The sequence below is a fragment of the Clostridium magnum DSM 2767 genome, from assembly GCF_001623875.1.
GTDB lineage: Bacteria > Bacillota > Clostridia > Clostridiales > Clostridiaceae > Clostridium_AM > Clostridium_AM magnum.
The window spans coordinates 58,884-71,407 of the sequence record NZ_LWAE01000016.1 but is presented as its reverse complement, the minus strand read 5'-3'; the positions used below and the strand labels follow the sequence as shown (position 1 = coordinate 71,407).

The following is a 12,524-nucleotide window of genomic DNA, read 5'->3' as shown; positions in this document are numbered from 1 at the left end:
GGGGTAAAAGAATCCCCATCTGAATTAAGATCTTGCTTCAATTAAGGGGGAGATAACTATGCCGTTAAGATCACTAAGCACAAAAGAAAGAGAAATTACTATAATAGGCGCCAAGGAAGGTGACCAGTTAAAGTTAAAAATGATCCTTGAAAGTTTTAATTGGCTAAAGAAAACTTACTACAATAAATATATTCATGATAAAGATAAAATCTCAAAAGATGACTATTATCAGGAATGTGATGTAAAGATTGATCATTGTATTAAAGTACTAAATGAAATAAACTATGGAAGTTTAAGTAGTTTAGTTAAGATAAGTATAAGAAACTTAACTGGAGATATTATTAGAAAAAATAAAAGACAGAACAAATTAGAGGTAATTTCTTCCGATGCAATGGATAAAAATAAAGTTGATTATAGAGAGCATGTACATAACTTTGACAACCACATAATAGGGGATATGGTGGTTTACGAAAGTTATAGCACTAACATCAGGCATCAACTAAGTCCTAGAGAGAATGATATATTTTTTTCCCATATTGAAGGTGAAAGCTTTGAAGCATATGCAGATAATAATGGTATGAACTTAGACAGTGTAAAAAGAATTTTCAGAAATGCTATAAAGAAGATCCGTAATAACAAAGAGCAAATAAAGAAATTTCATTGTATAGAACTGTCTATTTTATTGTTTCTTAAAGAGAAAATGGAATATATGGACTTATTATATATAGCTGGTTTAATAGTTGGGTAAAACAGTAACTATGTAAGGGGGTGTTAATATCAATGAAAACGTTTTAATAAATGAGATCATTTTAGCTAAGTCTGGAGATAAGGCCGCTATGGAAGCAGTAATAAAAAGCTTTACTCCCTGTATTATAAAAAATGCTAGGAGTATTTATATAAATGGGCACGAGGTTAGTGATTTAATACAGATCGGTAGGCTTTCCATAATAAAAGCTGTAAACATGTTTGATATAAATAAAAGCAAAAGTGCTGCCAGCTATATAAAAAACTCCATAGTTAAAAATTTTTATTATTTAATGAGAGGCACCATAAAAAAAGTTAGCTGCTGCAGTCTTAATAGTATAAATGATGAGGGGCAGGAGCTTATAGATACTATAGCCTCAGAGGAAAGTTTAGAAGAAAAAGTACTTGAAGAAGAAGAAAAAGCAGCCTTAAAAAAGGCAGTGGACAAGCTTCCTGAAAAGTATAGGGACGTTATCCTGTGGTTCTACATTGAAAATAAAACCCTAAGTCAGTATTCAAAGGAGAAGGGGATTCCCTATAGAACTGTTAAGCAGAGAAAAGATAAGGCTTTAGAAAAACTTAAAGACATGCTAAAGGAGAGATAACAATGGCAATATATAGACAAATACAAACATTGTTTTGGCAGGATGGATTTGTGGCAGAACTTACACCGGAGGAAAAATATTTTTTCTTTTACCTTTTGACAAATTCAAGAACAGCACAGTGCGGCATATTTGAAATTAATATAAGAATTATGGAAGCAGAAACAGGTTACAATAGAGAGACAATAGAAAAATTGATAAAGAGATTTGTGGAATATGGAAAGATATTATATTGCAAAGAAACGAGAGAAATTATGATATTAAACTGGATGAAGTACAATTTTATAAATAGTAAAAATACCATGTGCTGTATGAATAAAGAGCTAAAGGCAGTTAAAAATAAAGAATTTGTAAACAAGCTATATAAAATATGTTTAGATAAGGGATATGATGCTGCAGCAATTTTTGAAGGTATTTTTCTAAGTACAGAAGAAAAGACAGACCCTGTAGATGAAGATAATATTAATGAAGAAAATTTAAGTATTAATAGGGGCTTGGAAGGGGCTAATAAGCCCCTAGGGGAAAAAGAAATAAAAGAAGAAATATATATACAAAAAGAATCTTCTAGTACAGAGATAGTAATAAATAATAAAGTAAAGCATAAATCTAACTCAGATAAAATTCTAGAGGAATATAATAAAAATATACGTCAGGCAACTATTAATGACATTGAGAAGATGAGCCTTTGGCTTAAGGATTTTGAAGAAGAAGTATTAATTGAAGCTATTTTAGCTGCTGTTAAGTACGGAGCTCCTCATATTGGATATCTGGAGTCTATAGTCAAAAGCTGGAGGAGCTTGGGCTTATTTACCATGGAGAAGTTAAAGAACTATAGGGACAAAAGCAAGAAAGGATCAGTAAATAAAAGAGCCAATGAGGATGCCTATAAGTATCTGGATTAAAAGATAGTTGTAAAGCTAGGTGGAAATTTCTTTGATCCACCTAGGTTTCAAAGCTGTAAATAAATGAGTTTTTAGCGGTGGAGGTACAGGTAAAATGGATATGGATAGAATATATAATTTTAATGCAGAGACCAATGTTATTGGCTCTATACTTATGGAAAGTGACAGCATATGCGAGGTTATAGGCTTTTTAAACCCTGAGGATTTTTATAACCTAAAACATAAAATCCTATATAAAAACCTAAAAAAGATGTACGAAGAAAATTTAACTGTTGATATAGTTACACTTTCAGAAAAACTAGGTGAAAGCTTGAAGGAAGTAGGAGGTATAAGCTATATAACAGACATTTTAAACTCCATTATAAACACTGTTAATATAAAAAAATACGGGGAAATAGTAAAAGAAAAGGCCAATAACAGGGCGCTGTTAAAGATTTTTAATAGTGCTATTGGAAGACTTCAAAGTGGAGATGCTTCTCAGGAAGAAGTGATAAACTATGCTCAGGACTCCTTATTATCTATAAAAGCCTCTGAAACTAAGGAAGACGGGGAGATAGAGAAAATATTACATGATTTTATGGATACCCTGCAAAGCAGATATGAAAAAGGAGGGGAGGTTCATGGAGTAAAGAGTGGTTACAAAACCTTAGACAGGATGTTAGGGGGATTTTCAAAGGAGGATCTGATAATACTTGCAGCAAGACCCTCTATGGGAAAAACAGCAATGGCACTTAACCTTCTTTTAAACACAACTTTCAAGGGACAAGCTAAAACTGCCTTTTTCAATTTAGAAATGGGAACTAAGCAGATAATAGATAGAGCTGTAGCACTCAGAACAAAAATACCTTTAGATAATATAAAAAATGCCTCTCTCAGTGAAGAGCAGTGGTACCAAATTTCTAAAGAAGCATCCATCCTAGCCAATTCATCTATGAAAATTTATGATAAAATATTTACTTTAAACGGCATTGCTGCAGAGTGTAGAAAATTAAAGATTAAAGAGGGGCTGGATGTGGTAATAATAGACTATCTTCAGCTAATAGAAAGCGGTGAGAGAACAGAAAATAGAAACCAAGATATTTCAAAAATAACAAGAAGACTTAAGCTTATGGCTAAGGAGATAGATATAAACATAATTGTTCTTTCACAGCTGTCCAGAGCACCGGAAACAAGAAGTGATCACAGACCTATGCTCTCAGACCTTAGAGAGTCAGGAAGCATAGAACAAGATTCGGATGTTGTTATGCTTTTGTATAGAGATGACTACTATCACAAGGACAGTGAGAGTAAAGGGATTATGGAGTGTATTGTGGCAAAGAATAGGAACGGGGAGGTGGGGACTAGCAGACTTAAGTGGAAGCCGGAGATTCAGAGTATAGTGTAATTAACATAGGTAATGAACTGCTTTATTCTGCTTATAGTTCTTTTTATGAGTATACTCTAAGGAAGAGATACCGGCAGAGATGATGAAGGTGGCTAATAAGGGAGTGGTTTAAAGTTATGGATGCATGTTTAAGTTCAGTAGAGTTTAGGATATAATAGAAATAATAATGAATGGTGTAAGGGGTGGTTGAGCTTGAATAAAAAGCTGCCATATGGAATAAGTAATTTTAAAAATTTAATAGAAGATAAATATTTGTATATAGATAAAACAGAGTATATTGAAAAAATAGAGAACTTTCATTCTCCATATATAACTTTTTTAAGGCCTAGACGCTTTGGAAAAAGCCTTTTTACCTCAGTTTTAGCTAATTATTATGATATAAATGAAAAGGATAACTTCGAAAAGCTATTTGGTGAAACCTACATAGGAAAGAATGTGACTAAAGAAAAAAACAGCTATTATATTTTAAAGTTTAATTTTACTGGGTTAAATACGGACACAAAAGAAGATTTGGAAAAGACTTTTATAAGAACTATAAAGGATTCTTTTAATAAGTTTATCGAAATATATAATTTAGATGTAAGTTACATACAAGAAGGCAGTGCAGCAAGCATATTTGAAAATTTCCTTACACAGGTAAGTTTCAAAATTAAAGGTCAAATTTATGTAATAATAGACGAGTATGACCACTTTGCTAATGAAATTTTAAGCTTCCAAACAGAGTTGTTTTCAAGTATAGTTAGCAAAACAGGCTTCGTAAGGAAATTTTATGAAGTCTTAAAAAAAGGCACAGAATTCATAGTAAAAAGAATATTTATGACAGGTGTAAGTCCTATAACTCTAGATAGTTTAACCAGCGGATTTAATATTTCAGACGACTTAACAAGAAATGATAGCTTTAATGAAATGATGGGATTTACTAAGAAAGAGGTTATGGATTTAATAAAAAATATAGTGCCAAAAACTTTGAAGAAAACTGAATTAAAGGAACTTTTAGAAACACTTCAAAAAAATTATAATGGATATTTATTTGCAAGTGATGGTAAGGAAAGACTATTTAACAGTGATATGATTCTTTACTATATGAAAAGTTACATGAATTCAGGTAAAGGACCTGAAAGCTTAATAGATAAAAATATAGCCACCGACTACGGCAAATTGGGAAAAATGTTTGATTTAAAGAACAAAAGTGCTAATATGCAGGTGCTGGAGGATGTATTAAAAGGTGAAAGAATTACTGCAAGGATAACAGAGGGATTTTCTCTGGAGAAAGATTTTAGTAAAGATGATTTTAAATCTTTATTGTTTTATTTAGGTATGCTAACCATAGATAAAAAAGTATTAGATAGGTCTACACTAAAAGTTCCCAATTATGCTATAAAAGGTCTTTACTTTGAATATTTCAATAAAAAGCTTAACGAAACTATAGATTATGAAATAGATGTATCAGATATAGAAGATTCAATAACAGAAATAGCCTTAGAGGGTAAAAATGAAAATCTTATAAAAGTAGTAGAAAAAACTTTAAATAAGCTTTCCAACAGAGACTACATTAAATTTGATGAAAAATACGTAAAATTAATATTCCTAGCTTACTGCTTTTTAAGTAAAATATACTTAGTAAAGTCAGAATATGAGGTGGAGAGTGGCTATATAGATATAGCACTTTTAAAGCAAGCAAACATGGAGCCAACCTATTTTGCAATCTTTCAACTGAAATATATAACAAAAGCTGAGTATGAAAAAGAAGGAGAAAAAATAATAGAAGAAAAGAAAAAGGAAGCAATAGAACAGCTTCAAAAATATAAAGCTTCTCAGGAATTAATGGGACTTCCTAACTTAAAAAAGTGGGCATTAGTATTTGTAAATGATAGCTGTGTGGTAAATAGTGAAATAGAATAGGAATTAATATGACAATTATTAATTATTTACAAGACGTGTATATGATAAAATATAATTATAGAAAATGGCTATAATATGAATAAGTAAATTATTGGTACTTATTAAGGAGTTGAAATTTTATGAGTTCACAAAAGGAAAAATTAGTTACTATTGATGAATTTTATAAAATTAAGGAAAGCACTGATAAAATACTAGAATTTATTGACGGAGTTATTTATATGTCTCCCTCACCTTCTACAAAACATCAAAGAATATCAGGTAGACTGTATGCTAAGTTATTTAATTTTTTAGAGGGAAGAGAATGTGAAGCATTTTCAGCACCTTATGATGTACAACTGCATAGAGAGGATATTAAAGAAGATAAAGTGGTAATCCCTGATATTTCGGTTATTTGTGATAAAAGTGGAATAGAGGACAATAAGTATATTGGTATTCCTACGTTTATAATAGAGATATTATCACCTTCTAATCAATCCAATGATCTAGTTGTGAAACTAAATTTATATATGAAATATGGAGTTAAAGAATATTGGATTATCAATCCAATGATTAATACAGTTCAGACATATAGCCTTAATAATGATGGATTATATGATCAAATTGATGTTGTTAAAAATAGTGGGACTATAAGTTCTAAGATTTTTAATGGATTTGCTGTAGATATAGGAGAACTGTTTAGGGAATAGACCAGGCTTCAAAATTAAAAGTTACTAAAACCCACTATTCAAATAAAGCAAAAGTTACAAAATGGAGATATGAAGTAATTACTAATGCAGGAGTAAATGATGAAGAGGAGCTTTATGACCTATGTGCTAGCAATAATTGGGACGTTTCTTGGTATGACACATTTAAAACACACTTTGGTTAAGTAATATTAGTAAAATGGAGACACTTGCTTTTTTAGTGAGTGTTTTTTTATTGCGATATAAAGTGAAAAATTGGAATTAAGTTCTATTTTTTACAACGGAATTTAAGGTATTGAAGATACCAGGTACAAGGTATAAAAGTAAGTGATATTTCGTCAGTATGTTTACTAGTTAGCTTGTTGATATCCTGTAAGTGCACTCATTTTCCCTCTTTTCATCTGTTTGGTCGCACTTACAGAATGGAGGATTATGAGTGTTTTTTAACGGTAGATTATAGCAATAAATTTTGAAATCAGCTAAAATTGAGATAGATCGATTAGATGGAAAGGGGTTATTAAGCATGAATGTTAACTAAGATTATAAAGTGGTTGAGTAATTGAGAAAGAAGGATGGATAAATTAATGCTTAACAAAAAAATTATGAATGGGATTAATCATTTTAAAACAATTACAAACCATAAAATGTTGGTTATGAAATACTGTTTTAAAATTGGACTATACAAACAAGGATTACTTCATGATTTATCAAAATATTCATGGACAGAGTTTTCTGCAGGAATAAAATACTATAAAGGAACTATGAGTCCTAATGCAGTGCAAAAGATAGAACAAGGATATTCTGAAGCATGGCTTCACCATAAAGGAAGAAACAAACATCACTTTGAATATTGGATTGATTTTGGCATAAACCCTACAGATGGACTAATTGGAATGAAAATGCCAACTAGATATGTGGTGGAAATGTTCATAGATAGAATGTGTGCTTCGAAAAATTATCGAAAAGAAAACTATACCGATAGAGATGCTCTTGATTATTACAATAGAGGAAAGAATTATTGTATCATGCATAAGGAAGCTGCAGAATTGTTGGAATTGATTTTGAATAAACTGGCAGATGAAGGGGAAGAGGCTACTTTAGCTTTTATTAAAAATAAGGTTTTAAAGTAGTACACAAATAAGAAGAAAAGCTACTTTAATATCATTTTAACGAGAATCTACAGACACCTCTTGTATTTTATCAGGTTGGTTAAGAGGATATACATAAGCCATTCCTTTGTCTAGGTTCACACTTTCGATATAAATCGGTGTACCATTATAGGTGACACTAGCCATATCTGGTGAGGAAGCGATTTCATTTGCGCGGTTTATATCCATAGTAGCAATCTCCTTTAATATTTTATTATCAAGTATATCTTCTACATTAAAATATCTAAGCAAGCTAGCTGATGAAAAAAATATCGCTGGACTAAGGATTGATGAAGAAGGGGAAATACTTACGGCTTTGTACTCAAAAATAAATAGCATTAAAGCTGTAAAGGAAACAAAGGCAGTAAGGCCTGTAACATCACTTTCTCAAAGTTCACTTTTTACTGGTTCAAAACAGGAGCCGAACATGATGAGTGAGATAAAAAAAGAAATACTATGCTGTGACTCTATTGATATGCTGAGTATGTAAGCCATAGTGGGAGTATGCCTATCAGTTTTGTGTGGAGGCTAAAGGAAGAGATACCGGCAGAGATGATGAAGGTGGCTAATAAGGGAGTGGTTTAAACTTATGGATGCATGTTTAAGTTCACTAGAGGTTAGGATATAATAGAAATAATAGTGAATGGTATAAGGGGTGGTTAAACTTGAATAAAAAGTTGCCATATGGAATAAGTAATTTTAAAAATTTAATAGAAGATAAATATTTGTATATAGATAAAACAGAATACATTGAAAAAATAGAGAATTTTCATTCACCGTATATAATTTTTTTAAGACCAAGACGTTTTGGAAAAAGTCTTTTCACCTCAGTTTTAGCTAATTATTATGATATAAATGAAAAGGATAACTTCGAAAAGCTATTTGGTGAAACCTACATAGGAAAGAATGTGACTAGAGAAAAAAACAGCTATTATATTTTAAAGTTTAATTTTACAGGGTTAAATACGGACACAAAAGAAGATTTGGAAAAGACTTTTATAAGAACTATAAAGGATTCTTTTGATAAGTTTATCGAAATATATAATTTGGATATAAGTTACATACAAGAAGGCAGTGCAGCAAGCATATTTGAAAATTTCCTTACACAGGTAAGTTTCAAAATTAAAGGTCAAATTTATGTAATAATAGACGAGTATGACCACTTTGCCAATGAACTTTTAAGCTTCCAAACAGAATTATTTTCTAGTATAGTAAGTAAAACAGGCTTCGTAAGGAAATTCTATGAGGTTTTAAAAAAGGGTACAGAATTTATAGTGAAAAGAATATTTATGACGGGGGTAAGTCCTATAACTCTAGATAGCTTAACCAGCGGCTTTAATATAGCAATGGATATAACGAGATATCCTGCCTTTAATGAAATGATGGGCTTTACTAAAGCAGAGGTTATAAGGCTAATAGATAGTACAGTTAAAAAGCCTTTAGATGAGGTTGAATTAAAGGAATTACTTGAAACACTTCAAAAAAATTATAATGGATACTTGTTTGCAAGTAATGGTAAGGAAAGATTATTTAACAGTGATATGATTCTTTATTATATGCAAAGTTACATGGATTCAGGTAAAGGACCTGAAAGTTTAATAGATAAAAATATAGCTAGTGACTATGGAAAGCTTGGTAGGATGTTTGATTTAAAGAATAAAGATGCCAATATGGAAGTTTTACAGGATATATTAAAGGAAGAGGAAATTGAAGGAAATATAACAGAAGGATTTTCATTAGAAAAGAATTTTGATCAAGATGATTTTAAATCTATATTGTTCTATCTTGGATTACTTACAATAGATAAGCCTATTTTAGGTGGGGTAAGTTTTAAAGTGCCTAATTATGTGATAAAGGAATTATATTTTGAGTATTTTAGTAAAAAAATAAATGAAGAATTAAATTATGAATTAAATACACCTGAAATAACAAAAGCTATTAGAGAAATAGGGTTAAAAGGCAAGAATGACAATCTAATAAAAATAGTAGAAAAAACTTTAAATAAGCTTTCAAACAGAGATTACATTAAATTCGATGAAAAATACGTAAAATTAATATTCCTAGCTTACTGCTTTTTAAGTAAAATATACTTAGTAAAGTCAGAATATGAGGTAGATAGTGGTTATATAGATATAGCACTTTTAAAGCAAGCAAACATGGAGCCAACCTATTTTGCAATCTTCGAACTGAAATATATAACAAAAGCTGAGTATGAAAAAGAAGGAGAAAAAATAATAGAAGAAAAGAAAAAGGAAGCAATAGAACAGCTTCAAAAATATAAAGCTTCTCAGGAATTAATGGGACTTCCTAACTTAAAAAAGTGGGCATTAGTATTTGTAAATGATAGCTGTGTGGTAAATATTGAAATAGAACAGGAATTAATATGACAATTATTAATTTGTTCTATTATTATTATGGTAAACATTACCAATCATATAATAAACCGAAAAAGGTCATTATAATAGCATAGGGTATGTAACAGTTGAGCCAAGAGTTATATATGCTTCTAACTAGAGGTGTATGTGATTCGGCCAACGATTATATATAGGTTACTAAAGATAGCTTATATATAGTCAGAGGGAAGATTCTATATTGTGGGGAAAAGCTTTAATATAGTCGATTTAATTGATTATATTAAGGTTCCAACTTATGATATAGGGTCGAGCTAAGATTATATGGAGTGTTGAGATGGTTATATATAGTCGAAAGATTATATATAGTTGTGTAGATATTTTATATAGTCGAAGAAACCATTATTATAGGTAATGAACTGCTTTATTATGGTGGAAACATCATAGTGAGGTAATATAAGTTATCTATAGTGGTGCAACTTAGATTATTGCGTGCTCTATTATAGAAGAACTATAGGTGGATTTTTTATAAATTAATCTGCTTATAGTTCTTTTTATTTCAACAATTTGGAACTGAAAATTATAATATACTGCAAATTTATCCTAATCATGGTAGAATAGTATATATTATTGGAATATACAGGAATAAAATATATAATAAAGAAGATTTTCATTTGTACTGTATATTCAAATTTATATTTTAATGGGTTTATGGGGGTATAACTATGGCAGTAATGATTCCTGAGAGCATAAGTGCTCTGGACAGCGCTACAGCAGGGGAAAAAAGATTATTTAAGATATTAAAAAGCAATCTGCCTTCAGACTACACAGTATGGTATGACTTAAGGGTAAATGGTAGATATCCAGATTTCATAATTTTAGGACCGGATTTGGGAAGTGTAGTTTTAGAGGTAAAGGATTGGGCTTTAAGTTCTATAGAAAGTGCGGATACTGTTTCGTACACTTTGAATACACTTGGGGTTAAAACAAATCCGCTAAAACAGGCAAGAACCTATATGTTTAATATGGTAGATGAATTAAAAAAAGATAGTAAGCTACTTCAAAACAAAGATGAATATAGAAATAACCTATGCTTCAACTTTGGCTGTGGAGTAGTGTTTAGTAAAATAAATAGGAGAACCTTTGAAAGCAGTCCTTTTGCTAATACAATAGATGAAAAGTGCATAATGTTTTCAGATGATTTAAAAGAACTTGAATATAGTATCGATAAGATAAAATTGCAAAGTATGCTTAGAGATATGATACCAGTTAAATTTGACTTTGGTAGAATGTCAGAGCAGATTACTGATAGAATTAGAGGTAATCTCTTTAAAGAAGTAAAGCTTTCCACAGATAGTGAAGCCGTTTTTAAAGTAATGAACTTAAATCAGGAAGGATATGCTAAAGGTTTAGGCTATGGCCACAGAGTAATTAGGGGAGTTGCAGGAAGTGGTAAAACAGTAATATTAATATGTAGGGCTAAATATTTAGCAGAGATCCATAAGGATTGGAACATATTGGTGTTATGCTATAACAAGACTCTTGCTAACTTTTTAAAGACTTCAATAGTAGATGATAAGTTGAAAAATGTAGAGGTTATACATTTCCATGGATGGATAAATAAAATATTTAATTCATTAAAATTAAGAAGTGGACTGTTTAGGGATAAGGAAATTAGTGAAAATATATCAAGTATATCTGACAGTATGCTAAATAGTGTATCAAAATATGATGCAATACTAATAGATGAGGGACAAGACTTGGAAAGAGATTGGCTTGCTTTTGTGGTTAAGATGTTAAGAAATCCAGAACATAGTCATCTTATGTTAACCTCTGATGGAGCTCAAAATTTATATAGTAGAAAATACACTCTAAAATCTGTAGGTATAAAAGCGGCAGGAAGAACAATCATAATGAGGGAAAACTATAGAAACACAAAGGAGATATTAAGTTTTGCTCACACTTTTTTATCTGATGGATTGTTAAAAGATAATATAAATGAAGAAGATAACAATTATATAGTTGAACCTGATAACAGTCTAAGAGAGGGGAGACAGCCAGACTTAATGTACTGCCAAGATTTTCATGAAGAGATAAATAAGATTGCCATGAATATTATAAGGCTGAAGGAATCTGGTATAGACTATGGTGATATGTGTGTAGCTTATGTTCACAGCAGTTATAAAAATACAAACTATTTAAACATAATAGAAGAAATTTTTAAAAATAGAGGCATACCTTACTTTGTAATTAGCAAGAGCGGAAATACTAAGGCAAGGTTTAAATTAGATAGTGGGACAGTTAATATATCCACCATTCATAGTATAAAAGGATTGGATTTCAAGCATGTATTTATTTGTGGTATAAATGATAGATTATCAGAAAGTATGGAAGAGGCTAAGAAGCTTCTCTATGTTGGAATGACAAGGGCGAGAGATGGCTTGATGGTTACTTATAGTATTGATAATGACATTGTAGGAGATTTAATAAAGGCAAAGATAAAGACCAATTCAGTAAATAGTGAGGATGCAAGAGAGCTGGTAGCTGCCACAAAGGATGATGTTGTGGAGAGAAAGAATGAGGGAGGATTGCTTTCTAAATTAATGGGGTTGTTTGGAAGGTAATAATTTAACGGAAATATTTCTGAGTTCATGCCATATTAATACCAATGAAAATCACTTTGGTAAAAAGTAAAAGTATTGATGTTTTATTAATGTCAACACTTTTTGTCTCAATTTATTCAGCAGTTTTTGGTTTACATATATTTTGATAAAATAACATGATATGCTATAATGTGCACATGTTACA

Annotated in this window: 11 protein-coding genes; 10 read left to right on the top strand and 1 reads right to left on the bottom strand. The window is 30.7% G+C overall.

Annotation, left to right across the window (positions count from 1 at the left end; genetic code table 11):
• Window positions 1–58 precede the first annotated feature (58 nt).
• The 7 genes from CLMAG_RS29000 to CLMAG_RS28970 all read left to right on the top strand — a co-directional run bounded on the left by CLMAG_RS29000 (window position 59) and on the right by CLMAG_RS28970 (window position 7,347).
• Window positions 59–748 carry a sigma-70 RNA polymerase sigma factor region 4 domain-containing protein gene (locus CLMAG_RS29000; RefSeq protein ID WP_066630875.1) on the top strand — a complete coding sequence of 230 codons (690 nt, stop codon included), beginning with the start codon at window positions 59–61 and terminating at the stop codon, window positions 746–748.
• A gap of 28 nt (window positions 749–776) precedes the next feature.
• A complete protein-coding gene (locus CLMAG_RS28995) occupies window positions 777–1,349 on the top strand; it encodes a sigma-70 family RNA polymerase sigma factor (protein ID WP_066630873.1) in 573 nt (190 codons plus the stop codon).
• Window positions 1,350–1,351: 2 nt separating this feature from the next.
• Window positions 1,352–2,248, top strand: coding sequence for a DnaD domain protein (locus CLMAG_RS28990; RefSeq protein ID WP_066630871.1), 897 nt, complete (start codon window positions 1,352–1,354; stop codon window positions 2,246–2,248).
• A 94-nt stretch (window positions 2,249–2,342) separates the two neighbouring features.
• The gene (gene dnaB, locus CLMAG_RS28985) at window positions 2,343–3,632 is read left to right on the top strand and encodes a replicative DNA helicase (protein WP_066630869.1); all 1,290 of its coding nucleotides are present in this window, start codon (window positions 2,343–2,345) and stop codon (window positions 3,630–3,632) included.
• A gap of 192 nt (window positions 3,633–3,824) precedes the next feature.
• Window positions 3,825–5,534 (top strand): ATP-binding protein, encoded by a 1,710-nt coding sequence (locus tag CLMAG_RS28980; protein ID WP_066630867.1) that lies wholly within the window; start codon window positions 3,825–3,827, stop codon window positions 5,532–5,534.
• Between the two features lie 119 nt (window positions 5,535–5,653).
• Window positions 5,654–6,220 carry a Uma2 family endonuclease gene (locus CLMAG_RS28975; RefSeq protein ID WP_066630865.1) on the top strand — a complete coding sequence of 189 codons (567 nt, stop codon included), beginning with the start codon at window positions 5,654–5,656 and terminating at the stop codon, window positions 6,218–6,220.
• A gap of 599 nt (window positions 6,221–6,819) precedes the next feature.
• Window positions 6,820–7,347: a DUF5662 family protein gene (locus CLMAG_RS28970; protein WP_066630930.1), complete on the top strand. Its 528-nt coding sequence runs from the start codon at window positions 6,820–6,822 to the stop codon at window positions 7,345–7,347.
• A gap of 36 nt (window positions 7,348–7,383) precedes the next feature.
• Here CLMAG_RS28970 and CLMAG_RS31280 read toward each other — a convergent pair whose 3' ends face one another.
• On the bottom strand, window positions 7,384–7,554 hold the full coding sequence (locus CLMAG_RS31280) for an H-type small acid-soluble spore protein (protein ID WP_073393363.1): 171 nt from the start codon (window positions 7,552–7,554) through the stop codon (window positions 7,384–7,386).
• Between the two features lie 127 nt (window positions 7,555–7,681).
• Here CLMAG_RS31280 and CLMAG_RS32820 point away from each other — a divergent pair, with 127 nt between their 5' ends.
• From CLMAG_RS32820 to CLMAG_RS28955, 3 genes are all read left to right on the top strand, one after another.
• Complete coding sequence (locus CLMAG_RS32820; RefSeq protein WP_161487059.1) at window positions 7,682–7,855, top strand: hypothetical protein; 174 nt, start codon at window positions 7,682–7,684, stop codon at window positions 7,853–7,855.
• Window positions 7,856–8,030: 175 nt separating this feature from the next.
• Window positions 8,031–9,752, top strand: a complete 1,722-nt coding sequence (locus CLMAG_RS28960) for an ATP-binding protein (protein WP_066630858.1) — start codon at window positions 8,031–8,033, stop codon at window positions 9,750–9,752.
• Between the two features lie 689 nt (window positions 9,753–10,441).
• The gene (locus CLMAG_RS28955) at window positions 10,442–12,340 is read left to right on the top strand and encodes a DEAD/DEAH box helicase (protein ID WP_066630857.1); all 1,899 of its coding nucleotides are present in this window, start codon (window positions 10,442–10,444) and stop codon (window positions 12,338–12,340) included.
• The last annotated feature ends 184 nt before the right edge of the window (window positions 12,341–12,524 follow it).